The organism is Natrinema versiforme JCM 10478, assembly GCF_000337195.1.
Lineage (GTDB): Archaea > Halobacteriota > Halobacteria > Halobacteriales > Natrialbaceae > Natrinema > Natrinema versiforme.
In genome coordinates this window covers 69,260-94,509 of sequence record NZ_AOID01000062.1, presented here as the reverse complement: position 1 = coordinate 94,509, position 25,250 = coordinate 69,260, and the positions used below count along the sequence as shown (strand labels likewise).

Annotated in this window: 21 protein-coding genes; 12 read left to right on the top strand and 9 right to left on the bottom strand. The window is 60.8% G+C overall.

The window, feature by feature from the left end; all coding sequences use genetic code 11:
• Positions 1 to 73: 73 nt before the first annotated feature.
• From C489_RS19135 to C489_RS19105, 7 genes are all read left to right on the top strand, one after another.
• Positions 74 to 1,453, top strand: a complete 1,380-nt coding sequence (locus tag C489_RS19135) for a dihydroorotase (RefSeq protein WP_006433020.1) — start codon at positions 74 to 76, stop codon at positions 1,451 to 1,453.
• Positions 1,454 to 1,513: 60 nt separating this feature from the next.
• Positions 1,514 to 2,017: a 2-oxo-4-hydroxy-4-carboxy-5-ureidoimidazoline decarboxylase gene (gene uraD, locus C489_RS19130; protein WP_006433019.1), complete on the top strand. Its 504-nt coding sequence runs from the start codon at positions 1,514 to 1,516 to the stop codon at positions 2,015 to 2,017.
• A gap of 184 nt (positions 2,018 to 2,201) precedes the next feature.
• Positions 2,202 to 3,185: a factor-independent urate hydroxylase gene (gene pucL, locus C489_RS19125; protein WP_049891107.1), complete on the top strand. Its 984-nt coding sequence runs from the start codon at positions 2,202 to 2,204 to the stop codon at positions 3,183 to 3,185.
• Positions 3,182 to 3,532 carry a hydroxyisourate hydrolase gene (gene uraH / locus C489_RS19120; RefSeq protein WP_006433017.1) on the top strand — a complete coding sequence of 117 codons (351 nt, stop codon included), beginning with the start codon at positions 3,182 to 3,184 and terminating at the stop codon, positions 3,530 to 3,532. The genes pucL and uraH overlap by 4 nt, the downstream gene beginning before the upstream one ends.
• A 548-nt stretch (positions 3,533 to 4,080) precedes the next feature.
• Complete coding sequence (locus C489_RS19115; RefSeq protein ID WP_006433016.1) at positions 4,081 to 5,682, top strand: ABC transporter ATP-binding protein; 1,602 nt, start codon at positions 4,081 to 4,083, stop codon at positions 5,680 to 5,682.
• Positions 5,679 to 6,779 carry an ABC transporter permease gene (locus C489_RS19110; protein ID WP_006433015.1) on the top strand — a complete coding sequence of 367 codons (1,101 nt, stop codon included), beginning with the start codon at positions 5,679 to 5,681 and terminating at the stop codon, positions 6,777 to 6,779. The genes C489_RS19115 and C489_RS19110 overlap by 4 nt, the downstream gene beginning before the upstream one ends.
• The gene (locus C489_RS19105) at positions 6,776 to 7,750 is read left to right on the top strand and encodes an ABC transporter permease (protein WP_006433014.1); all 975 of its coding nucleotides are present in this window, start codon (positions 6,776 to 6,778) and stop codon (positions 7,748 to 7,750) included. Before C489_RS19110 ends, C489_RS19105 begins: the two co-directional genes overlap by 4 nt.
• A 128-nt stretch (positions 7,751 to 7,878) precedes the next feature.
• Here C489_RS19105 and C489_RS19100 read toward each other — a convergent pair whose 3' ends face one another.
• Complete coding sequence (locus tag C489_RS19100; RefSeq protein WP_160163654.1) at positions 7,879 to 8,940, bottom strand: BMP family ABC transporter substrate-binding protein; 1,062 nt, start codon at positions 8,938 to 8,940, stop codon at positions 7,879 to 7,881.
• 505 nt (positions 8,941 to 9,445) lie between these two features.
• Between C489_RS19100 and ade the strand changes: the two genes are divergently transcribed.
• Complete coding sequence (ade, locus tag C489_RS19095) at positions 9,446 to 11,128, top strand: adenine deaminase (protein ID WP_006433012.1); 1,683 nt, start codon at positions 9,446 to 9,448, stop codon at positions 11,126 to 11,128.
• A gap of 331 nt (positions 11,129 to 11,459) precedes the next feature.
• Here the strand turns inward: ade and C489_RS19090 are convergent, their stop codons facing one another.
• The 3 genes from C489_RS19090 to C489_RS19080 are packed head-to-tail and all read right to left on the bottom strand — an operon-like array spanning position 11,460 to position 14,098.
• A complete protein-coding gene (locus tag C489_RS19090) occupies positions 11,460 to 12,383 on the bottom strand; it encodes a D-2-hydroxyacid dehydrogenase (protein WP_006433011.1) in 924 nt (307 codons plus the stop codon).
• Entirely contained in the window at positions 12,380 to 12,796 is a 417-nt protein-coding gene (locus C489_RS19085) for a DUF3830 family protein (protein WP_006433010.1), read from the bottom strand. Before C489_RS19085 ends, C489_RS19090 begins: the two co-directional genes overlap by 4 nt.
• Before the next feature lie 30 nt (positions 12,797 to 12,826).
• Complete coding sequence (locus C489_RS19080) at positions 12,827 to 14,098, bottom strand: Zn-dependent hydrolase (RefSeq protein ID WP_006433009.1); 1,272 nt, start codon at positions 14,096 to 14,098, stop codon at positions 12,827 to 12,829.
• A gap of 62 nt (positions 14,099 to 14,160) precedes the next feature.
• On the opposite strand from C489_RS19080, the gene C489_RS19075 reads away from it, so the two are divergent.
• The gene (locus C489_RS19075) at positions 14,161 to 14,364 is read left to right on the top strand and encodes a hypothetical protein (protein ID WP_006433008.1); all 204 of its coding nucleotides are present in this window, start codon (positions 14,161 to 14,163) and stop codon (positions 14,362 to 14,364) included.
• A gap of 492 nt (positions 14,365 to 14,856) precedes the next feature.
• Positions 14,857 to 15,645: an IclR family transcriptional regulator gene (locus C489_RS19065; protein ID WP_006433006.1), complete on the top strand. Its 789-nt coding sequence runs from the start codon at positions 14,857 to 14,859 to the stop codon at positions 15,643 to 15,645.
• Positions 15,646 to 16,472: 827 nt separating this feature from the next.
• Here the strand turns inward: C489_RS19065 and C489_RS19060 are convergent.
• The 4 genes from C489_RS19060 to C489_RS19045 all read right to left on the bottom strand — a co-directional run bounded on the left by C489_RS19060 (position 16,473) and on the right by C489_RS19045 (position 21,145).
• Positions 16,473 to 17,582: an agmatinase family protein gene (locus tag C489_RS19060; protein WP_006433005.1), complete on the bottom strand. Its 1,110-nt coding sequence runs from the start codon at positions 17,580 to 17,582 to the stop codon at positions 16,473 to 16,475.
• A 161-nt stretch (positions 17,583 to 17,743) separates the two neighbouring features.
• Positions 17,744 to 18,793 carry an AbrB/MazE/SpoVT family DNA-binding domain-containing protein gene (locus C489_RS19055; protein WP_006433004.1) on the bottom strand — a complete coding sequence of 350 codons (1,050 nt, stop codon included), beginning with the start codon at positions 18,791 to 18,793 and terminating at the stop codon, positions 17,744 to 17,746.
• A 122-nt stretch (positions 18,794 to 18,915) separates the two neighbouring features.
• Positions 18,916 to 20,472, bottom strand: coding sequence for a sodium:solute symporter family protein (locus C489_RS19050; protein ID WP_006433003.1), 1,557 nt, complete (start codon positions 20,470 to 20,472; stop codon positions 18,916 to 18,918).
• A 253-nt stretch (positions 20,473 to 20,725) separates the two neighbouring features.
• Positions 20,726 to 21,145: a hypothetical protein gene (locus tag C489_RS19045; RefSeq protein WP_204366756.1), complete on the bottom strand. Its 420-nt coding sequence runs from the start codon at positions 21,143 to 21,145 to the stop codon at positions 20,726 to 20,728.
• 940 nt (positions 21,146 to 22,085) lie between these two features.
• Between C489_RS19045 and C489_RS19040 the strand changes: the two genes are divergently transcribed.
• Positions 22,086 to 23,342: a prolipoprotein diacylglyceryl transferase gene (locus C489_RS19040; RefSeq protein WP_006433001.1), complete on the top strand. Its 1,257-nt coding sequence runs from the start codon at positions 22,086 to 22,088 to the stop codon at positions 23,340 to 23,342.
• A 166-nt stretch (positions 23,343 to 23,508) separates the two neighbouring features.
• Here the strand turns inward: C489_RS19040 and C489_RS19035 are convergent, their stop codons facing one another.
• Positions 23,509 to 23,823, bottom strand: a complete 315-nt coding sequence (locus C489_RS19035; protein WP_152423199.1) for a hypothetical protein — start codon at positions 23,821 to 23,823, stop codon at positions 23,509 to 23,511.
• 352 nt (positions 23,824 to 24,175) lie between these two features.
• Between C489_RS19035 and C489_RS19030 the strand changes: the two genes are divergently transcribed.
• Positions 24,176 to 25,249: an amidohydrolase family protein gene (locus tag C489_RS19030; RefSeq protein ID WP_006432999.1), complete on the top strand. Its 1,074-nt coding sequence runs from the start codon at positions 24,176 to 24,178 to the stop codon at positions 25,247 to 25,249.
• Position 25,250 lies beyond the last annotated feature (1 nt).

Below are 25,250 nucleotides of genomic sequence, written 5' to 3'. Positions count from 1 at the left end.
TCAATCGGCAGATCTCGGCTCGAGCCGGAAGTGATCGGTATCTATAATTTATTCGGGTCAGTACCGGTAGTGCATGTCGGTTGATACAGTCATCGCGGGCGGTACCGTCGTTACTGCCTCGTCGACGTTCGACGCCGCGGTTGCTATCGACGGCGGGACCATCGTCGGCATCGGCGAGGAGGAAACTCTCCCCGAGGGAGACGTCCGGATCGACGCAACGGACCAGTTAGTTATGCCCGGGATCGTCGATCCTCACGTCCACATCGACGACCACGTCTCGATCGATAGCTATCGGACCGCCACGAGCGCGGCCGCACTCGGCGGCGTCACCACCGTCATCGATTTCGCGTGGCAAGCCTACGAGAGCGAAGAGGGCCCGTGGGACGAACCGGCCCTAATCGCTGACGGACTCCAACGAAAGCGTGCTAATCAACGGGAGGCGCTCGTCGACTTCGGACTCCACGGCGGCATCCTCCGCGAGGGCGACGATCTCTTCGAGGAGATTCCGGATCTCATCGAGGACGGTGTGACGTCGTTCAAAATGTACACGGCCTACGACTTCGGCGTCTCGAACGGCTATCTGCGGCGGGTGTTCGACGCGCTCGCGGATCACGGGGCTGTCGGCGTGGTCCACACGGAAGACGACTCGGTCTGTCGATCCCTCGCGGCCGAGTTACGGGCGGCCGGGAAGTCGGCTCCCGAAGAGTATCCCCAGTCTCGACCGGACTACGCGGAGGCGATGGCCGCCGAAGACGCAGTCCGGCTCGCCACCGAGACCGGAGCGAAGTACTACGGCTTTCACACGAGCTGCCGCGAAGCGGCCGATGCGATAGCCCGGTTTCAGGACGACGGTTCTCGCGTCCGGGCAGAGACCTGTACGCATTACACGACGCTCGATGAGTCGATTCACTCGGAGCTCGGCAATCTCCCGAAAATAGCGCCGCCGATCCGGACGCCGGACGATGCCGACGCGATGTTCGAGGCGCTCCGCCGCGGTGTGTTGAGCGTCGTCTCGACGGACCACGTCGCCCAACTGCGCTCGAGCAAGGAGAATCAGCCGTGGTGGGAGGGGCCCTACGGCGCGAACGGCGTGCAGGTGAGCCTGCCGGTGTTTCACGACGAGGCGATCAACGAGCGAGGGCTGAGCTACCCGTTTCTCGTCCGCGTCATGAGCACTAATCCGGCGGAAACGTTCGGACTCCCGAACAAAGGGACGCTCGACCCCGGAACGGATGCCGATATCGTCCTGTTCGATCCCGAAGCAACGGACACGATCACCGCCGAAGACAACGCATCCGAGGCGGATTACTCGATTTACGAGGGCAGGGAGGTGACGGGACGGGTCACGAAGACGCTCGTTCGGGGAACAGTGGTCGCCGAGGACGGCGAGATCGCGGCCGACCCCGGTCACGGGGAGTTCATCGAACGGGATGTCCCCGACTGGAGCGTGTGAGGTCCCACGTTGCGCGAAGGCAACGATTTAACTCATCGGCAGCGCGAACAACGATCGACGATGGCTGAACTCACGATCGACGAGATCAATCACCTCGATGAAGCGGCGTTCGTCGACGAGCTAGACGACATATACGAGCATTCCCCCTGGGTCGCCGAGCGGATCTGCTCGGAACGACCGTTCGCGTCGCTCGCGGAGCTACGAGACGCGATGAAACAGGCGGTCGACGACGCATCACGGGAAACGAAGTTGGAACTGCTCCGATCGCACCCGGACCTCGGCGATCAGACCGGGATCACGGAATCATCCGCCGAGGAACAGGCCTCTGCCGGTCTTGACCAGCTTTCCCCCGAGATGTACGAGGCCTTCCAACGGCTGAACGAACGCTACCTCGAGAGGTTCGGGTTCCCGTTCATCATGGCCGTCAGGGACGAATCACCAGAGACGATCCGGGAGGCGATGGAACGGCGGATCGAACACTCGGAAGCCGACGAGTTCCGGACGGCGCTGGCGGAAGTACACACGATCGCCCGGTTCCGGCTCGAAGAACGGTTTGCCACGTGACGGCGGCCGCCAACCGCTCCGCTCGGTACCGACGGTGGCGGAGGACCGTCATTTCCGGACTGTGCTGCAGTACAGCTTCAGCGGCGAACAGTTGATATTCTCTTCTGTTTCTCGCTCATTACCCGCGCAATGTTGTACGAATGCCAGGGCTTTTGTATGCTGGTCCAGATAGTTTAGACAGACAATGACGGTTAATCAGAAGCGGTCAGCGAGTCGTACTGCGGACGATTCCGAGCAGCGGACGATGAACTACGGCAAGGAGAAAATCGCCGTCTATCGCACGTACGCGTCCTCGCTCGAGGGGGTTCGGACGATTCCGGAATCGTCGTTCGACGGGCGGGATAACACGCTGTTCGGCCTCGATGTACGCGTTCAGGTCGATGGCGAAGCGTTCTTACCGTCGTTCAGTGAGGGCGACAACAGCATGGTAGTCGCGACCGACTCGATGAAGAATTTCGTCCTCCATCAGGCTGGCGAGTACGACGGTGCCACTATCGAGGGCTTTCTCGAGTTCGTCGGCTCGCAGTTTCTGGACACCTACTCCCAGATGGAGTCGATCCAGATGTCCGCCGACGAGATTCCCTTCGAGGAGCGGGACGTTCCCGGCGAGAACGACTTCGAGGACAGCGGCCTCGTCTTCCGCCAGTCTCACAACGAGTCGGCCTTCGGGGAGATCTACCTCGACCGGAGCGAGGACGGCCCAGTTATTGCGGACCACATCAGCGGCGTAACCGACATCGAACTGGTCAAGGTCAAGGGGAGTTCGTTCACCGACTACGTCCAAGACGAGTACACGACGCTGCCGGAACGGGAGGACCGGGCACTGCACATCACCCTCGACATCTTCTGGACGTACGCGGAGTCAGCGGACGCACTAGGAACGGATCCGGAGCGATACGTTCCCGCCGAGCAGGTCCGCGATATCGCACAGGTCGTCTTCCACGAGGTCGACTCCAACTCGATCCAGGATCTGATCTACCAGATCGGGCTGCGAGTACTCGAACGGTTCCCGCAGCTCGAATCCGTCAGCTTCGAGGCGAACAACCGCACCTGGATCCAAGAGCGCGATCTCGACGGGGACGCGAAAGTGCTGAAAGAGCCCCCACGGCCGACCGGATTCCAGCAGTTTTCGATGGATCACAGCGATCTCGAGGAGATGTCCGAATGAGCGCCGAACTAACGACACACGTTCTGGATACGGGCCGAGAAGGGCCCGCTCCCGGCGTCGAGGTTACGCTTCAGCGGCTGGATAAATCGAACGAGGCCGAACAACTCGCACAGGGTATCACCAACGACGACGGACGACTAGACGAGCCCCTGCTCACCTCGGCAGAGATGGAGGCGGGCACGTACCAATTGCTGTTCGATGTCGGCGAGTACTACCAGTCGGTCGACGACGAGTCATCGTTTCTCGACACGGTTCCCGTGCGCTTCGTGATCGCCGAACCGGACGAACACTACCACGTCCCGCTGCTCCTCTCGCCGGGAGGGTACACGACGTACCGGGGAAGCTAACGGGCAGTCTCGTCGCGGTTGTGGCGGTTGTTTTCACCACGGCGACGAAGTCGAGGCGTTCATAGCCCGAAATGCGATCGGTCTCTGCTCCCAGTGAAACGGGGCCACAACACCGATCACGCGCCGCCGGCCGTTTTGTCGGCGGGGTTCGTTCTGCGAACAGCGGTGGCCATCCGTCCGTTTCGAGCGGCCTTCGCCAGCGATACTGTCTCGTCTTCCTCTTTCTCCGTCCAAAGACGAATATTCCAAACTGTTTCCAGCTACTGCCGAGATATCTGCCCAAACGATAATATATAAATGCAAATATTTGGAATACTGGTGTGAGATGAGTACTAGAATCCCAGTTTCACCGGCTTTTCGCCGACCGACTCGCACACAGTGCACGGGGGGTCTGACTCCCGTTCAGTTGATTTCGATCCAACGGTTCAGTGGGGGATGTCCGGAGAGGCCATCGCAGTGACAGCGACGCCGCCGATCGAACGAGAGAGAATCCAACTGGGGAACGAGTACCAAATCGCCGCTGGATACCGAGACAATATGATTCAACTATGAGTGAAGAAGAAACGATACTCGAACTCGAGGACGTGACCAAAAAATTCGGTGACATCGTCGCCAACGACGGGATCGATCTCTCAGTACGGCGTGGCGAAGTTCACGGATTACTGGGCGAAAACGGGGCCGGCAAGAGCACGCTGATGAATATCCTCTACGGACTGTACAGTCCGACGAGTGGCACGATCACGTTCGAGGGAACGCCTCGCAACTTCGATTCCCCAAACGATGCGATCGACGTCGGAATCGGCATGGTTCACCAGCACTTCATGCTCGTGCCCCGGATGACCGTCCTGGAGAACATCGTTCTGGGCGAACGTGAGACCGAGTCAACCGGCGGTGTGCTGTCACCGCTCAAGCGGCTATTCGGGCGAGAACGAGACGGGCCGCGCGAACGGGTCGAAGAACTCGCCACGGAGTACGGGCTGACTGTCGATCCGGACGCGAACGTCTGGGAACTCGATATCGGCGAACGCCAGCGCGTCGAGATTCTCAAAGCGCTGTACCGAGACATCGATCTCTTGATCCTCGACGAGCCGACCGCCGTCCTGACGCCCAACGAGGCCGAGCAACTGTTCGAGACCATCGACACGCTCGTTACGGAAGGGCTCACAGTCATTTTCATCACGCACAAACTCTGGGAAGTCGAAGAGATGGCCGACCGCGTCACCGTCCTGCGCGACGGCGAGAAAATCGAGACGATCGACGCCGACACCGTCAGCCAGCGCGATCTGGCTGAAAAGATGGTCGGACGCGAGGTGCTCTTTCGACTCGATACGGAACCGGTGGCTGTCGGTGATCCGGTTCTCGAGGCGGAGGGACTCCGCGCGCATGACGACCGCGGCGTCTCGGTCCTTTCGGGCGTCGACCTCACCGTCCGCGAGGGCGAGGTCGTCGGAATCGCGGGCGTCAGCGGCAACGGCCAACGGGAGTTGGCCGAGTGTCTGATCGGCGATCGATCGGTTCAGACCGGGCGGATAAGCGTCAACGGCACGGATCTGACCGGCCAATCCCCGCGGACGTTCATCGACGCCGGCGTGTCGTTCGTTCCCGAAGACCGATACAAACACGGCTGTGCGGAGCAATTGAGCGTGATGCACAACGCCGGCAGTAAGGTGTATCGAAACGGCGAACTGTCGGGCGATAGCGCCTTGCTCGATTACGATGAGATGGAGACGTACGCCAATCAACTGGTCGAGGAGTTCGACGTCCGCGGCGTCGAGAACGTTCGGGAGACCGCTGCCGGGGACCTGTCCGGCGGCAACCTCCAGAAACTTATTCTCGCGCGTGAGATGCATCGTAACCCCGATCTACTCGTCGCGAACCAGCCGACTCGAGGGGTCGACGTCGGTGCGATCGAGCGGATCCGAGAACTCATGCTCGAACAGCGGACGGACGGAACGGGCGTGGTACTGATCTCCGAGGATCTGGACGAACTGCTCGATATGAGCGATCGAATTCTCGTGATGTACGACGGCCAGTTCGTCTTCGAGACGACACCGGAGGAGACCGACAAGTGGGAACTCGGCATGTACATGTCGACCGGAGCCAAACCGGACGGAACCGAGCGAACACAGCGAACCGAGGGGCTCAAATGACGCCCGCTATCGAAGTCGAAAGCCGAGAATCGACTCCGCGGTGGCTCGACTACGGGGCTCCCGTGCTGACGATTCTCGCGGCGCTGTTCGTCGCCGCAATCCCGCTTCTGTGGATTGGGGCCAACCCGATTCTCGTCTACGAGCAAATTTTCCTCGACAGCCTGCTGGATCTCGGCGGCATCGCCGATATCCTCACGACGGCGACGCCGCTATTTCTCGCCGGATTAGCCGTCTACATTCCGCTGAAGGCCGGCCTCTGGAATATCGGAGCGGAAGGACAGTTGTATGTCGGTGCGATCGTCGGAACGTATATCGGTCTGAACTACGGCGTTCCGAGCTATGTCCTACTGGTATTAATGATGCTTGCGTCCGGACTCGCCGCCGCGCTGTACGGGGCGATCCCCGGGTATCTCCGGGCCGAACACGACGTCAACGAGATCATCTCCTCGTTGATGCTCACCTTCGCTGCGACGACGTTTACTGGCTACCTGCTTCGCGGACCGCTTCAGGGCCGCGGCGGGCAGACAGCGACCGATCGCCTCCCCGCCGCCGCGGAGTTACCGACCGTCCTCCATCCCCGGCTTCACGTCGGTGTCGGCATCCTGGCGATCGCGGCAGTGCTCGGGACGCTGCTTCTGACCCGAACGAGGCTCGGGTACGAGATCACGTTTATCGGCTCGAATCCGGCCGCGGCGAAACAGGCGGGGATCAGCAGCTACAAGATCTACATCCTCGTCTTCCTTATCGGCGGCTTTCTCGCGGGACTAGCTGGCATCATCGAGATCGCGGGCGTCCACGGTCGGCTCTTCGAGAGCTTTTCACCCGGATACGGATTCACAGCGGTTGCAGTCGCCTTGCTGGGCCGCAACGGCGTCTTCCGGGTGTTACTCGCCGCACTGTTTTTCGGGGTCCTGACCGCGGGTGGAACGACGGTCGCAATCACGATGGACGTGCCGAACGCGCTGGTCGACGTGATCGTCGCGCTGACGATCCTGTTTCTGCTGACAGCGGAGTTCATTACGGAGTACCGATTAGCGGTGACCGTCGGCGGGAAGCCTGATACCGGATCCGAGCCTAGTATGGAGGGTTCAACATGAGTATCATCGCCGGCACTCTCGAATCGACCGTCCGGCTCGCGACTCCCCTGTTACTGGCGGCGATGGGTGAGGTCATCGCCGAACGCAGCGGCGTGCTCAACCTCGGTGTCGAAGGGATGATGCTAGCCGGGGCGCTCGCCGGCTTCGCCGGGGCGATCTCCACCGGGAGCCTCTGGCTCGGATTCGCCATCGGGATGCTCGCCGGAGCTGCGCTGGCGCTTTTGCACGCGGTGCTCTGTATCTCGCTCAAGGCAGATCAGGTGATCAGTGGGATCATGCTCACGCTGTTAGGGACGGGACTAACCACGTACTTCGGACGGGCGTGGGTCGGCAGAAACGTCGACGGCTTCGACCAAATCGCCCTGCCTCTGCTGTCGGATATTCCCGTCGTTGGGCAGGCGTTTTTCAGCGTGACGGCGCTGGATTACCTCAGCCTGGGCCTCGTTCCCGTGATCTGGTATCTCCTCTTTCGGACGAACGTCGGCTCGGAGATCACTGCGGTCGGCGAAGATCCCGAAACAGCGGACACAGCCGGTGTGCCCGTCTTCCGCATCCAGTACGCCTGTGTTCTGCTTGGCGGCGCGCTGGCCGGTGCGGCCGGGGCACAACTCTCGCTCGCGTTCACCAACTTCTGGGGCGTCGAGATGACCGCCGGCCGGGGCTGGATCGCCGTCGCGCTGGTCATCTTCGCGCAGTGGCACATCTGGCGGCTTCTCGCCGGGGCGTACCTCTTCGCCGCCATCGATGCCCTCTCCTTCCGGTCGGGTGCAGTCCGTGACGCGGTGCTCTCGGGGGTCGATATCGCCGCGGTCGAGTCGGCAGTCGACTTCTTGCTCAACCCACAAGTGATGAATACCTATCCCTACATTATGACGGTCGTCGTCCTCTGGTACGTCATGCGACAGGGCAATCTCAACGAACTGGGCGGGCCTTCGGCGCTGGTCGACGCCTATAGCCGCGAACAGGACTAACCCCTGTCGGCTCTGTCCGACGGTATCCGATCTGTCATACCGGATTCCCGGCGCAACCCAAGTTGAGACATGGTTGTGTGGAACTGACGGATGCCGGTCGTATTAAAAAAAGCCCGTCTCGCCCGTTGCTACAGTTCCTGCCCGTCGATATTGTCCATCTCGAAGGAACTCGAGTCGAACAGGACTTCCTCTTCGGACCAGTCTTCGTACGGCGTGTCGCTCCAGACGATTTCGTCGGCGTCGCCCGACTCCATGTCCTCTTTGATGCTCGTGACTTCCTCGACGACCTCGTCGGGCACTTCCGGTCCCGGATCGCTGATATCGACGGCCCCGTCCGCGATTCCCGGGAACGTATATCCGGCCTCCCACTCGCCGGCACGGACCTGTTCGATGATCTGCATGTAGACGACTTCCCAGTTGAAGACGGGGGTCATCAGGTAGTTGTCACCCGCAGCGTCCGGCGCGGACTCCGCGTACCCCGATGCCCAGATATCGTTTTCCGCTGCCGTCTCGAGGACGGATGGTGAGTCTTGGTGTTGAGCCATGACATCGACATCCTCGTCGTCGATGAGCGCCTGTGCGTTTTCGCCTTCCGTCGCCGGGTCGTACCAGCTGTTCGTCCACCGAACATACACCGTCGCATCGCCGTTGGCGTCGGCGACACCGGAGGCGAAGCCGTTGATTTCCTGGTAAACCGTCGACACCGGATTGGCCGCAACGTAGCCGATGTTGTCGTTCTCGGTGAGCATGCCCGCCGCATAGCCGACCAAGTACCGTGCATGGTACAGTTTTTCATGGAATGCACCGTAGTTCTCACCGGTATCAATTCCGGAGGCGACCTCGAAGGCGGTATCGGGGTACTCTTCCGAGGCGGCAGCCATCGGATCGGTAAAACTCGCACTCAGCCCGAACACGACATCGAAGCTGTCTTCGGCGAACTGGCTGGCCGTCTGTTCGACATCGGAGGCGTCGACGCTCTCGACGTAATCGCCCTCGAAGTCGTCCAGTTCGTCTTCGGTCGCCTGCCGACCCGCGTCGTGGGACGATGTCCACCCCTGATCGTCCGCCTCGGCAAAGTAAATCCAGGCAGCAGAGAGTCCGGCGTCGCTGCCGCTGTCCTCGCTGAGACAGCCGGCAGCCATCCCGAGCCCAATGGCCCCGGTGCTCGCCAGTAACTGCCGCTTCGACACTATTCTGCGTGAATTGTCACTTCCCTTCGACATACGACACCACATAACGAACAACTACCAATAAACCCAAGTTTACAGTCAGTATTCGCCACACTTACTAATCAATCGTACAAGTATTAAGGATATTCGGGCCAGTTCGGGAGATAATTTGAAACAATCCACAACGATCTCTTGTTAGTGCTACTTCTCCCAACTCGCGAGAAACTTTCGGTGTGAGAACGGTATCGAAGTCAACCCGACCGATCGGAGGTGGAGCGCGGAATCACCAAGAAGCACGCGAGAACACAGAAAAACTGAAACCGTAATTGATCCCCGAACCGGTCCCGTTTGTTTTGCGGTAGTGATCCGCGTCCCCGACCCACATCTATATATGTAATGAGCAAAACCATCTAATTGGAAACGTGCGTTCGACTTTACCAGACAAACTGTGTAATCTTCAACCGCTAAGCGAGAGTCGATCGGGCTGGACACAGCAGCGAACCACTGCTCGGTGGGAGCAATCACGATGACCCGCACTGACACCGTCGATCTGACGATCAGCGGGACGCTGGTCGACGTTCTCAACGGCACGCTCCGGGAGGCGACGGTCGCCGTCGATGACGGGGAGATCGTCGCTCTCGGCGATCGGCCCGCTGGCCGCGAGATTGAAGCAGAGTACATCGCCCCGGGGCTCATCGATGCGCATATGCACATCGAGTCGTCGATGGTGACTGCAGCCCGGTACGGCAACGCCGTGCTGGACCGCGGCGTCACCAGTGTCGTTGCAGACCCCCACGAGATCGCAAACGTCTGCGGACTGGCCGGCGTCCGTGGGATGATCGAAGACGCCGCACACACGCCGCTAAAGATCCGGTTCACTGCCCCTTCCTCGGTCCCGGCTTCACACCTACAGGACGGCGGCGCGACGCTCGACGCCGCGGCCGTCGAGGACCTGCTCGACGATGAGAGAGTGATCGCACTCGGTGAGGTCATGAACGTTCCAGGCGTGCTCGCGGGCGAGGAGACAGTCCACGACAAGATCGAGGCTGCCCGCGAACGCGGGCTCGCGGTCGACGGGCACGCCCCCCGCGTGACCGGCACCGAGTTGCAGTCAGTGGCTCGGTATCTCGACACCGACCATGAGAGCGTGACCGAGTCCGAGGCGCTCGAAAAGTTGCACGCCGGAATGCACGTCTACATCCGCGAAGGCTCCTGTAGCAAGAACCTCGACCAACTGATCGGGCTCGTAAACCGCTCGGACGTCGACAGCCGTCGGCTCTCGCTGTGTAGCGACGACCGCGACGTAATCGAACTGGAGGAGTTGGGAAGCGTCGACTTCGCCGTCAGACGAGCGATCGAACACGGGGTCGATCCGGTCGAAGCGATTCAGCTCGCGACGATCAACACTGCGGAGAGCTACGGTGTTCCCTTCGGGCGCGTCGCACCCGGTGCACCGGCCGATCTAGCGCTCCTCGACGACCTCGAGACGTGGGATGTCGAACATGTGGTCGTCAACGGCGTCGTTGATCCGTCTCTCGAAGCGCCGCCGGAGACCGCTGTGGAAACTGACACCGTCTCGTTCGGCCGCGTCGATCCGACAGACCTGGCGCTTGAATACGCCGGCTCCGGCCCCGCCCGCGTGCGGGTGATCGACGCCGTGGGACGGATCCAAACCAAGCGTATGGAACAGGCCCTCCCGATCGAGACCCGCGACGGCACCGATATCGTCGTTCCGAATCCGACGGCGGATGTGGCCGCGATATCGGTCATCGAACGTCACGGCGGGCCGGGCAACATCGGCAACGGCTTCGTCCATGGACTCGGCCTTGACCGCGGTGCCGTCGGTGTGACCGTCGCACACGACGCACACAACTGTCTCGTGGTGGGCGCGGCATTCGATTCGATGGCCGCTGTCGCAAACCATCTCGAAGAAGTCAGCGGCGGCGTGGCGGCCTACGATCCAACGACCGGTACTATCGAGACGCTCGAGCTCCCCGTTGGCGGTCTCATGTCCGACGAACCACTGGCGGTAGTTAAGGAACAGTTCGAGACAGTCCAGTCACAGGCCAGAGCACTGGGTCTCGACCACGAGGGCGGCGTTCACACGTTGACTTTCCTCGCACTCGAGGTCATCCCGGAACTTCGATTAACAACTAACGGGCTGGTCGATATCGCTACCTTCGAGTACACCGACGTAATCATCGAGTAGCGGTTCGAACCGCCCTTGTCGTTGTGCCGCTGGACGTAGCCAACGAACTGCCGGAGAGAGCGGTGTCCGTCCGAGCCCGAAGAGATAGTAGCCATTGACCGTCAGTGCAACCTGCTCGCATGATGGCTCCGCGATCAGTGTGTCAATCGTTTCAGTAGCTACTATAGATGTAGCACCGGTCTCAGAGACATCGAGAACCGTTCGGTATTCGTGATGTTACCGAGAGCCGACTCGTCAAGAGCGTCCATTAGGTGCTTCCTGCACGCGGCAGTCTCCCGGACGGTTTCGGATCGCGAAAAACGAGTCGGTGGTACCTGACTACGCTGTCCTATCAGTCTCGCATCAACGAGGTGTCCTCGAGAGCATCGAGGAGTATCTCGGTACAGCGGTCCCAGTAGTTGGGGGTGTGGCCGGCATTGTGGGGGGTGACGAGACAGTTGCCCAGCGTCCAGAGTGGGTGGTCGGCGGGCAGGGGCTCGGGATCGGTGACGTCGAGTGCGGCGCTGCGGATGTCGTTGCCCCGAAGGGCAGCGACGAGCGCATCGGTGTCGACGACGGGGCCGCGCGCGACGTTGACGAGCATCGCGTTCGTCGGGAGAGTTCCGAGGAGTCGCTCGTCGACGAGCCCCTCAGTGGTCTCGGTAAGCGGACAGGCGAGCACCAGGTAGTCGCTGCGCGCGGCCGCATCGACGGTGTCCTCGAAGCCGACGACCTCGTCAGCGTCCCCACCCTTCGACGGCGTGTAGCGAACGCCGATTGTCTCGACGCCGAAATCGTCGAAGCGGGCGAGGATTTCCCGTCCGATCGGTCCCATGCCGACGACAGTCGCGGTCGATCCGCGGAGTTCGCCGCCCTGATAGTGGTTCCACTCCCCGCGTTCGTGTTGTTCCCACCCCTGTCGGAGGTTCCGCACGTCCGCGAGGACGTACCCGAGGACCTGTTCGGCGATGTTCGGGCCGTGAACGCCGGAGGCGCTAGTGACCGCCACGCCCTCGGCCTCGAGCGTCTCGAGGGGGAGGTGGCCGGTGCCCGCGAACGTACAGGCGAACAGCTCGAGGGTCTCCGAGGCCGCAACGAGTTCGGGGTCGATCCCATAGCCGGTCGCGACCGTCGCCTCGCGGAGGAGATTCCGTTCCGCTGTGGGCGTCCGCGCGACCGCGACATCGGCGTTCGGAACCTCCTCTCGAATGGTCTCGGCGTACGCCGCCGGATCCAGCCCGTGGATCTTGTCGTGGAGGACGACGATATCGGTCATCGATCGACCTCCCGAATCGTTACGTCGTGGGCGCCATCTCGAAGCGTCGCCTCCTCGATGGCCTTGAGTTCGTCAGCCGTCGCATCCACGGTGGCGAAGTGATTCCCCGCGAGGTCGCCGGCCGGACTTTTGAAACACGTCGGGCCACAGGGGACGAGGATTTCCTGTTCGTTCCGGTAACCCGGATAGAGCAGGAGGTCGCCCCGCGAGGGGTACACCGTGTGGTTCTCCCGCGGGATCTCGGGGAGGTTGATCTCGTCGATGTTGATCCACGTCGCGATCCCGCTCCAGCGGACGTGCAGCAGCTCCGACTCGAGGGGCAGGAACTCGCGGACCGCCGCGACGGACTCCGGTGCCTGGTCTTCGTGCAATTCGGCCGTAAACGTCGTGTCTTCGATTTCGATTTCTAACATTGGTGGGTTCAGTGGTGAGTGCAGTAGCTGTCAGCGTTCGTCGGTCGTTACGAGCCGCGCGAGGGAATCGGCGAGGACGGTCGTCGCGGCCGTACAATCCGCCCAATCGGCCCACTCCTTCGGCGAGTGGGAGTGGCCGCCGACGGAGGCGGCAAACAGGAGCGCGGCGTCAGTCACGTCGGCGACCTGCATCGTGTCGTGGCCGGCCCCCGAGTGAAGCGTGCGCGTCTCGACACCGCGGTCCCGCGCCGCGTCGCGGACGACGGTTCGACACCGCTCCGAGAGCGGCGTCGGCGGGACATCGTACGTGCAGTCGAAGGCCGTCGAAACGTTCCGGTCGTCTTCGATGGCCCTGAGGGTGTTGGTTACGGCGTCCAGTTGCGCTTGAATCTCCGCGGCTTCGACTGATCGCAGATCGAGTCGGAGCGACACCGTCCCGGGGACGACGTTGACGACGTTCGGCGCGACGTCGAACTGCCCGACGGTTCCGACTGCGGTCCCGCTCCCGGAAGCCGCGGTCTCGCCCGCGTTCCGCTCGACCGCGAGGACCAGTTCGCTCGCCGCCGCGAGCGCGTCCTGCCGTTCGGTCATTCCGGTCGTCCCCGAGTGGTCGGCGTCGCCCTCGATGGTCACGTGACACCGTGCCGTTCCGGTGATATCGGTGACGACGCCGAGTGGCACGCCCGCGTCCTCGAGGCGCGTGTTCTGCTCGATGTGGAGTTCGAGCCACGCGTCCCACTCGCTTGCATCGAGGCGGCCGGTCCCCCGGTAGCCGAGCCGCTCGAGCGCGTTCTCGAGCGTCTCGTCCCCGTCGGTCAGCGAGAGCGTCTCCTCGACGCCGCGCTTGCCGGTCGCGACCGTCGACCCGAGGACGCCGTCGGCAAAACGGGTCCCCTCCTCGCCGGTGAAACAGACGACCTCGAGCCCGCGAGTGGGCGAGATATCGCTCCCTCGAATCGTCCGGACGGCTTCGAGAGCCGCGAAGACGCCGAGTGGCCCGTCGAAGATGCCACCGCGCGGGACCGAATCGAGATGGCTCCCGGCGGCGACGGGTGCGGCGGCCGGGTCCGCGCCGGGCGGCGTCCACCGACCGGCGATGTTCCCGACCGCATCGATCCGGACATCGAGGCCCGCCTCCTCGAGGCGATTGACGAGATAGTCCCGCGCCTCGCCGTTCGCCTCGTCGCCGGGCAGCGCTGTCCGCCCGCGGCCGTCGTCGGCGTCGACGGCACCGAACGATGCGACCTGCTCGATGTCTCGACGGAGCCGCGCTCCGTCGATCGAGAGCTCCGGTGTCGTCATCCGTGAGTCCCCCGCGTGCTTCCTATCAGACCCAAGCGGGTCCGATACCCGCTATCGCTCGGATGGGCGATAGCGAACTCGTCTACGGAGCGCTCCATCCTGGCGGGCCTCTGCGCCACGCGACCGGTCACCTCGCGCCCCTCGCGGATCGCCCCGACGATCGAAGCGGCCGTTTCGTCCTCGCCCGCGAGCGGTCCGGCGGAACCGAAGTGGCTGTCGCCGTGCGGGACGCCTCGAGTGATCCGTTCCTCTCGGTTGCGAACTGATCGGATTCGATCCGATACGTTTGCACATTCGTCTCGGTTTGCAACACGATTACCGAATTTCGGTCAAGAATTCAAAAACGTTGTGGGTCGGTGTGCGTCCGTATATGAGGATCATATTTCCCCCTTAATCGATTGAGGCACCCACGATGCAGTGTGTCCGTCCACTCTGGGGGTGACGCCACCGTCTCTTCGGTCGTTCGACTATTTCGAACGAACTAGCGCCGATCGAGTCGGCGACGGCCGATCGAGCGAGTGCGATCACCGATCGATCGTCGCGTATTCGTCTCGGTTCGAGTGGATTGCGCTCCGTATAGCCTTCCTCGAGGCCGATACACGAGGAGACGCCGACGAGCGGAACCCAGTTCATGGATCTTCGAACCCACAGACAACACTTGGGGCACTTCTGGGTAATTTGTCTCTCATTCGAGTGCGTTTCGCTGCAATATTTGAAATATACGAACATTAATGGCGGTGGAGGTAATTGATCCGGGTATGTCCGCAGGCGACCGTGACGATGGGCCGCGAACGCTGAAGACCGTGACGATGGCGTCACGCGTTATCGATGCCGTCCGCGAACGCGGCGGCGTCGGCGTGTCGGAACTCGCGACGCAACTCGAGGTCTCGAAAAGCACGGCGTATATCCACCTGAAGACACTCGAGGAGAACGGATTGCTCGTCCAGAGAGACGACCGGTACGAGCTCGCCTTCGAGTTCTCCGTCCTCGGAGAGTCCGCCCGAAACCGGAGTCCGCTCTATCGCTACGGCAAACCCAAAGTCGACGAACTCGCCGACGAGACCGGCCAGTACACGCACATCGTCACCGAGGAAAACGGTCGCGGAATCAACCTCTATCAGGTGAAAGGCGAAACCGGCGTCGACGGCGACTACCAGTCGGCGAAACTCCAGCAACGCGACCACCTCCATTACACCGCCTCCGGAAAGGCGATTCTCGCGTCCCTTCCGCGCGACCGCGTCGCGGAAATCGTCGACCGGCACGGCCTCCCCGCCCAAACGGCGAACACGATCACCGACCGCGAGACGCTGTTCGACGAACTCGAAACGATTCGCGACCGCGGGTACGCGTACAACGACGAGGAAGAGATCGAGGGGTTCTGCGCGATCGGTGTACCGGTTCGAAACCCCGACGACGACGTACTCGGGTCGTTGAGCGTGTCGGCTCCGGCACAGTTTATGCGCGACGAACAGGCTCGAGAGCGCCTCTCTGAACGCGTCATGCGCTCGGCGAACGTGATCGAGGTCAATATCAATATGAGTAGCTGACCCCGACTCGGCGTTCGAAATGTTCGAACGACACTCCATGACTGTCGAAGGAGGATTACAAATATAGGTGTGTAATACTCTTCGTCATTCGCCCGAAGATGCCCGTCGATCCGGGACACGAATACGTCGCTCCGTGGAACCGATATTGACCGGTCGACTAACCGGGGCCCGAAGGAACGATCACTGAACCGGACGTTAGTCGACTCCCTCCCCCGATCGTGTGCAGAGACACTAGTCCGTTCCGAGCCGAATTATGCGAAAACTCACAGGACGTTCTTTGCGTCGGTACTTGGATGGCTGATACTCTCCCGAGAATACTCCCCGTCTCTCTACGCTGTATATCATGAGTTCCGGTCTCGGAATTTAGAGAGCGACAGCCTGTACCCCGACCCTATTTGCATGGGGCCGTCTATCGGTAGGTTTGACGTCCGATCCACTTTGAACCGTCGGTCACCGTCGCGTAGCCTCGTGAACCCGTGTATAGCCGGACAATCGCATTCGAGTATCACTGCTGCTCTCGAGTGCTCGAGCGGTAGTCGAGAGTGACTGTTATCCGAGAGGAATTTGGGTAGTGAAGCTTACAACTGCCTCATCGTTTCACCTCCATCCACAAAATCACAGTAATCCGATCGAGATAATTGGTGAAACATCGAGTGTTCGACCGGCAGACACAGAAAACGCGACGCGCTGTGATGTGACTGCACACCGCTTTCACGGTGCCCCCTTGATCGCGAGTCGCTCCCGGCTTTTTCCGGTTCGAGAGTTGCGACTGAACGGTGCGGGGCCGGAGCCCCACAGCTATCGACTCCCTCGAGTCGCGGTCCTGGTCAGTCGTCCGCCTGTGTCTCGACCTCCGGACTCGGCCCGAGCGGCTCCTTCGGCTTGATCGGCGATCCCTCTTCCAGTCCCTTCTCTGCGAGCGCCATGCTGCCCATTACCTCGAGAATGAGCCGGTTGGCGAAGCCGCTCGTGATTCCGCCGTTGTAGGAATTCGTGTCACTCACGTCGTACGCCGGCGAGACCTCGACGACGTCGAAACCGAAGTCGTCGGGCTCGAGTGCCTTGACGACTTCGCGGACCATGTAGATCGCTTCGCGGGGGATGAGTCCGCCCGGTTCCGGCTCCCCGGTGCCCGGCGCGTAGGCGGGCTCCATCACGTCCACGTCGAAGGAGACCCACACGGCGTCGGTTCCGTCGGTGGCACGCTGGACCGCATCGGCAACGATCTCGTTGAGGTCCATCCCGGCGACGTCCATCGCAGTGTACCACTTCATGTCCGCCTCGCGCATCTCCTCGTAGGTGTCGGGACCGGGCCAGAACCCGCGCGGACCGATGAGGGTGTAGTTCTCCCCGTCCATCAGCCCGTCGTCGTAGACGCGTTTGACCCACGCGCCGTGGTCGTACTCGAAACCGGTCAGCCCGTCATCGCCGGTGTCGGCGTGACAGTCGAAGTGGATGAGCCCGATATCGTCGTAGTCGTTGGCTTCCGCCCAACCCTTGATGTCAGGGTACGAAATGGAGTGATCGCCGCCGATGACGATCGGCGTGGCTTGCTCGCTTACTTCCGCGACGGCGTCTTCGATGTTCAGTTGGCTCTGTCGCGTATCGCCGGGAGAGACCGGGGCATCGCCGGTGTCCGCGACTTTGAACGTATCGAAGGGATCGATGCCGGTCTCGATATTGAAGTGTTCGTAGGGCGGCGAGGGGACCGTCGAGGCCGCACGAACCGCACGCGGGCCGTAGCGGGTCCCGGGACGGATCGTCGTCGCCGTGTCGAGGGGCGCACCGAGGATACCGATGTCGACATCGTTTTCGTCCAGCTGGTCCCGTTCGACTTCGGGGAGTTTGAGGAAGGTCGGGATGCCGCTGAAGATCGGTTCGTTTGCTTCCTTGTACTCGTCGCCGTACATCTCTTCGCCGGATGGTTCGTCAGTCATGTGTTCGGTTATCTCCGTTTAGTGCAATTTCAAGCCCATACGAGCTCTTCCTTGCCTATTTGGTTCAAACATAAGAATATACTAAAGCCTTTCTTGGAAGGTATTTCAGTTCTCCACATGAGTGGGTGCGTACTCGAACGGTTCATGTGTCCTAAAACACCTTAATCACCGTTGTGGGTGACCACGTCCGGGCTCTCCCGGAACGCGAGATGGGTCGCGACATCGAGCGTATCGCCGGCGTGGCGCGAACTCCGTTCGAAGAGGAGATGCACTCGGTTCAGCGCGAGCAGCGGTTCGGGCCGTTCTGCCTCGAGGCGATCGACAGCCGTTTCCAGGTGATCGTCGACACGCTGGAGGCTCGCGCGGGCATCGGTCACCTGCTCGTAATCCGGATCGATGACGGCGTCGCGGACCTGTTCGGCGGCCGTATCGAGGGCCCCGTGGACTACTTCGATGTCGTCTGCGACATCGCCCTCGAGGGGGTCAGTCACTCGGTCTGCAGCGATCGTCGCGATATCGTCGGCGATGCCGGCCATCAACGACACGTCTTGTGCGGCAGAGCGGTAGCCGATGAGCGGAAATCCGGTTCCGACCCCGACCGACTGGTTGAGCCGCGGGTTGCGGTAGGTCGTGAAGACGAGTCTGAGAAAGAGGGAGAACAACTTCTCCAGTTGTGACCCCCGGTCGCGCGCTCGCCGAGCGGCATCGGTGTCGCCGTTCAACAGAGCCGAGACGGCACTCGAGCGGATCGTCGCTTCCGTGCGTCCTAATCGACCGAGCAGGGTCGGGAGCTCGAAGTCGCCGGGATCGACCGAGCAGCGGACGGTGATGTGGGTCGGCGATTCCTCGACGATACCGAGCCCCATCAGCCGGCGTTCGGCCTCGAGTACCGCGTCATAGTGTTTGGCTTCCAGCGCCTCCTCCGCTTCGATCCGAACCAGTCCGCGTCCGAGGACGTATTGGGTGATGACGGCTCGAGAGAGCGCGTCCGTGCTCATCGCGTCGGCGTTAATCGTCGTTTCAGCGTCTTCGATCGCGGGTTGATTCGGCGTGACCAGCAGCGAATTGCCGTTTTCGTCGCGTTGGACGATCAGTTCGTCACCTTTCGTGAGATCGTGGCGATGGGTCCACTCCGCGGGCATCGTTACCGCGAGCGTCGAGGAGCCCAACTGCTGGGCCTTGCGACGGATTCGAAGGTCGTTTCCGCTCATTCGCCACACCTCAAAAGAGTACTAACCAGTGTCATTGGGACGAATAACAAAACGACTTCGAACCATATATATCTACAGGTGACTGTTCGTACGCGTATATGCGATAAAAAGTGGACTGCTAGTTACTCTTCATCGTTGTCGCCGCCCGCGACGATGGTGCGTCGTCCCTCTCGGTTGAGAGACCGTGCCGTGTAGGAGTCTTTCGTGGCGTAGGCGACCACGACGAAGCTGACCAAACTCACCCCCGCCGCGATGAACGTCGGCAAGCCGTCGAAGGCAGCGGTAAAGACGTCGTTCGGAATGTAAAACAGCGTGTTCTCGTAGGCGTACGTCGTCGGCAGGAGCACAAAGAAAAACAGACGCGTCCCCGACCCGGCGAGCATGGAGATGAGCGCTGCGGGCGTGTTCGCCATCTCCGACCAGTAGATACCCATCACCAGCGGCACGAACGCGCCGGCGAGCATGATATCGAACGCCAGGACGAGCAACATCCCGGTGGCGGAGACTCGGAGCGCGAAGAAAATACCGAGCAGCGTGATGGGGATGGCCATGAGCCGAGTCACGGTGAGTAGTTTATCGCTCTCGGTCCCGAGGAAGCCCTCGTCCGTGCCGCCGTCCGCCGCTGCGGGCGCGCTCTCGTCGACGCGAATGCCGCCGATATTTCGAGCGATGACGGAGGAGGTGCCCAGTATCGCCCCATCGCTCGTCGAGAACGAGGCGGCGACGATTCCCGCGATAACGATCGACGCAAGCCACGGCGGGACCGCGTTCTGTAACAGGGAGTAGAGCACCGCTTGGTTACCGGCTTCGACGCCCAGCGAGGCGAGGATCGGGCCCGCGGAGAGCGCGACGACGGAGAACGGCACGCCGATTATGAGGGTGCCGGCGGCACCGATGAAGCAAGCTTTACGTGCGGTTTCCGGGCTGTCGGCCGCAAAGACTCGTTCCATGAAGTCGATGGCGACGATGTCGCCCAGCCCGAGGGCGATGATCGTGGCGAGATTGATGTACGCCCCTTGACTCGGGTCAGTGAGTTGTCCCAAGTTCGAGGGCCCCATTCCGGCGGGGACGGTGATGCCGTACTGCGTCGTGATGTAGACGATGAGCGCGATGGACCCGACGAACGCGACGCCGGCCTGTAGGACGTCCGTGTATGCGACTGCGAAGAGGCCGCCGGCGAGCGTATAGGAGAGGACGAGCGCGGCGATGATGAAGACCCCCAGCTCGAAGCTCGTCCCGACGAAAATCTGGAAGAGGTAGCCGCCGGCGACGAGGTTCCCGGCCAACAGGAACGCGTAGGCGACCGACATGATGAGACTCGCGACTATTTCGACGGTGCGGCCGTACTTCCGGCGGAAGAAGTCCGGCAGCGTCGTGAGATTCATCCGGTTCATCGGCTTGGCGAAGAACAGCCCGGTGAGGAAGAGACAGAGCGCCAACCCGACCGGGAGGGCCGCACCGGCCCAGAAGCCGGCGGACGAAACGAGGTCCGTATTCCCGAGGGTAGCGTTCGAGTCGAGCGACTGGGCCATCAACGTCGCCGCGGCCAGCGGGAGGATTAGCCCCCGACCCGCGACGATGTAGTTGACGCTGTCACCCTTGATCTTCCGAGACACGTAGAACCCGATGGCCAGCATCGCGATGATGACGGCCGCGAGTCCGTAGATGATCACGCTCATTGGCTCACCCCCAGTGGAGCCCTCGAGCCCAATGTTCGTTTGTCTATTTCCCCACGAGAGTGGATGTGCTTCGGATGCATAGTATCGACATACTTGGAGATACGTTCATCAATGAAAAGCTCTGGCCTGTGTTTGTATATTTACTTGTGCAGCAGGGGTGCATGTATGAATTGTCCATGCCTGTGGGTGCCCATATATACAATATATACAATCCAACGGCGAAACTGACCGACACGCGTCATCGTCGGGTCACCTACAGCCCGTGATCGACAGTTTCGACGCGGAGTTCCCGCCACCGGAGCAATCCGCGTTTGAACGCCCGGTAACTGAGCGCCGGGCCGTGGGGCGCAAAGACGACGAGTGCGAAGGGTTCGGGAATCGATCGCTCGTCGACTTTCGTGAGGCCGGCGGGCGACCGCGCGCTCGTATGGGAGTGATAGAACACCCGCGGCGGCGGCGGAACCCGCTCATCGACGACCGTCTCAAATCGATATTTGGGCCTCGAGGAGCCGTTCAGGACCGGAATCTGCCGCGTTGCATACAACTGGGTACCGCGGCGCTCACACGCGAGAAAGCCCCCAGCCTCGTTCGGGTGATCATCGGCGACGTGCCTCTCGATAGAGCGACGGATTTCGGGAGGAATGACGATTTGTCGCACTGTTCGCGGGAGCACGGTACGAAGTACCGTCAACGCGGATACAACCCTTTCGAATGTCCGCGTTTCTGCTCCCGTCCGAGCGGCTCGTCCGGCACCGTCGACGCCCTCGAGTAAATATTGGTGAGTGCGAGCGAATCATCCACTGACGTCGATCTCGGCCACCGATCCGAAGTAGCGTGCTATAATTATTTGGTAAATGAGGGAACCATCGATACATATTTTGAGATATATGTCTGTCGCGTTCCGATAACCATAGTTTCCGGCTCGGAACCGGAATCGTGCCAATGAACTTCGGTAATAGTTCATGAGTCGAATCAACGAGCAATACGGACAAGCAAGACCGTCTCATTCCGTCGATTTATCTAGGACTCTTGTGATACGTACTGCCGCTCGCGGTATCGTAGCTACTGAAAGTCATTGCACACCGAATCGCACGGCTGCGTCGCGATCAGTGTGTGAATCGTTTCAGTGGCTACGATAAACCGAAACTGCTCGACCGAAATACAGAGATATCGAGCACATAATCGCTATACAGCCGTTTACAATGCGTATTGGGTCAATCTACTGCTCATCGATCGCACTTTGACCCGTCTGGTTCGCATCTATTGACTGTTGTCCGGGTTACCGGTCCGCTCGTGCGCTCTTAATACCAATCAACTCGAGAATCCGAGTTGTATATGGAATTGATACTACTGCCGGCTAACGTACTATACGCTTCGTTGAACGACTCGGGATTATCGATGTCGTCGAGGAACACAGTACCCATCGAGCGCATCACGTCCCCGTCTTGACTCGGTGACTTCAAGTACAATTTTCGACTAATCCATCCATAGAGTGTTTTTAATTTCACATGTTGTGCTTCAGCGGTCGCAACCAGTGATTCCGACACGGTTTATTTGAAGGGGTTTATTATTTGTCACGCAGTCTCATGATACGTGGAATGGTATGCTGAGTCATGAGTGTAAGTACCTCGTTTGATGTCCTCTCACAGGTACTCCGGCGGTACGAGTCGAACGAGGGAGCGATTCATCGGGTCGACGCAACGGTTCACGGGCGAGACGGCGGTGACGAACTGCACGTTTCGATCGATGTTGCCGTCCCGTTGTGTCCGACCGGGGACGCACAGACTGGGTCCGAACCGACGCCTCGAGCGGCCTCACTCGGGGTCGACGGCGAGCTACAGCTCGAGTTTTCGCAATCGGTCGCAGCAACGATCGCGGAGTACGCGCCCGATAGTGTCTCGAGTACGACCGATGCCGCTCGGGTCACCGCCGATGGCACCGTCCTCGTGACGATCACGCTGGAATTCGCTCCGGACACGGAAACGGAAGCAGCCGAGGTATCGACTGCGTCGACGGCTGCTGTCAACTCCGGTTCCGGCTCGAGTTCCGAGACGGAGCCCACGATGACGTTTGCAGATCGACTGCACGTGGCGTCGCTCCCATCGGAGCCCTCGACCGAAGCAGCGACCCTTTTCGATGCGCTGGATCGACGTCCGACGCACGAAGACGAGACCGAACGGTCCTCCGATCCGGAGTCGAAAGCCGAGGACGAACCCGAGACTCCGATCGACACCGAGATCGAACGGTCGCTCGAGGCTGCGCGGAACGACGAACTGCCGCCCTACGAGGATACCGAGTACTTGCAGTGTCTGTACGATTCGCTCGACACGTTCGAAGCGATGGCCGACGCCCTCGAGATGGATATCGCGTCCGAGACGGTTCGTCGATACATGATCGACGCCGGTGTTCACGAACCGGCGAGTTACGAGACGACCGCCGGAAGCGAGGAGGGCCAACAGGCGCTTGCGGACGAATCGGAAGCAGCGGATTCGGCGGCCGACTCCGACGAGACAGCGGACCAACCACCTAACCCGTCGTCGAGCGCCCCGGACGCGTCGACTGATCGATCGGTTGAGTCGGACGCTCCGGTCGACTCCGAGTCGGACAAACCGCTCGTCACCGACGGGATCGGCCTCCCGGATACCGTCACGGGCACCGAACTGATAGACGCGGTCGAGTCGTCGATGACGCTGTACGACGTCCACCGACAATTGGGCCTCGATCGCCGTCGGACCCGGGAGCTGTTGGGCCGGCTGAACCTGCTCGATCTCGTCGTGATGCGACTCTCCGACACGACCGACCCCGAGCGACGTCCCTCACGCGAGGAAATCACCGATCGGATCCGCGAGAGCGTCGCCCCCGAGGAGTAACAGCTACTCGGATCGGCCTCGAACCGTTTCGCTCGACTTGCAGCTGTGTGCCCTTCGTTTAGCTGCTGTCTCCTCGAGAGGCGACATCTAATATAAAATTCCGTATAATAGTTGTTTCACACTGTGTTCGATACAGACGGACGACGTACATCGAGAGGAAACGGTATCAATCGTCCACCAGTTCTCGAATACTCCGTCTGAACTCGTCGGCGGAGATCTGGTAGATATTGTTCGCGTTCGCGTCGCGTCGCCGGACGACGGTCAGACAGACGGCCCCGTCGACGATGACGGCCCACTCGCTGGGGTAACTCGGGCTGTGACTGGATAGTCGGATGTCACAGCCGTGCGTACGCTCCAGTTCCGCGACGGCCTCGTGGACGTAGGTGCCGTCGGTAAATCGCGACGGAACGTACTGTGGTAACCCCATCTCCGCTCTCAGCGCATCGTTCTTCTGCCACCACTCCGGCGAATCAGCTGCCATTCGAATCGGGATCATCTACAGCCCCGAAATATATAATCCTTCTGCGGAAGCGATATTCTGTATTACCGAATTTTCCTATCCACCCGATGGAGTCCGAGTACTGTGTGAGTTCTTCACCCGATTACACACATAGTTCTGTAAACTTTCCCGGCTCTCGAACCGTTCGAGCCGTTCGGTGATTCAGAATCGGCCATGTCGACGCGGTAACGGACGGGAATACAGCTGTTTGAAACCCAATCCGACGCGTTTTGCCGCCGTATGCTACGATTCGAGTGCGAGTCGCTTCGGAGCGACGAAACGATCGACATTCGGGGATAACCCTTATATGATCGCTACGATTCTGTGTGTACGTATGACACAGGCAACCCCTGGCTCGGTAGCGGAGACGACCGTCGTCGATACCGACGTTCACATTACAGTCGACGAGGAACGGATCGCGAAGTACCTCGACGAGCCGTACCGCTCGAGCATCACGGACTCCCCCCACCCCGTGTTTCCGTCGAGCAGTTGGGATCAGCGCATGGGCGGAAAGATCGACGATCACTTCTCGACGTTCACTGACCCGGAGGACATTCAACAGTTCCAGGCCGACTTCCAGATCGAGTATCCGATCATCAATACGTTCGAACCGCTCGGCAAGTTCTCTCAGCCCGATCTTGCAGTGAACCTCATGCGGGCGTACAACGATCTGCTGCTCGATGTCTTCTTGGACGATTACGATTTCCTCGGGCTGGCGGCGATCGCCACGCAGAAACCGCAGGAAGCCGCCGCGGAGATCAACCGCGTCGCCGATGAAGATCAGATCGTCGGCATCTACATCGGCACCAGCGGCGAATACCCACCGGTCGGCGATCCGTCGAACGATCCGATATACAAAGCCGCGGCGGACAACGATCTCTCGGTCGTGTTTCACGGAAACGGCGACGAGTTCATGTTCGACTTTCCCCACCACAACAAGGGGTTCAACAACTACTTCGAGGTGCAGACGCTCGGCCACGCGTGGCAACAGATGGCGGCGATGTCGAGTCTCCTCGGTGAGGGCGTCCCCGCGAAATTCCCCGACCTCAATTTCGTCTTCTTGGAGGCCGGAATCGGCTGGGTACCGTACATGATGCATCGAATGAACAAGATCTACCGAATGCGACGCAGCGAAGTGCCGCTCTTAGAGCAGTCGCCGGAGGAGTACGTCCGCGACCAGTTCTACGTCGCGTCCCAGCCGTTGGGCGAACCCAACAACGGGGACGACATGAAACGGCTCATCGAAACCCTCGGTGCCGACATGCTCATGTTCGCGACCGATTACCCCCACTGGGACTTCGATCACCTCGAGGAGATGGATAAGTACCTCCAGCACTACTTCACGCCCGAAGAGCGACGGAAGGTGCTGTACGAGACGCCGGTCGAGGCGTTCGGACTGAATATCTAAC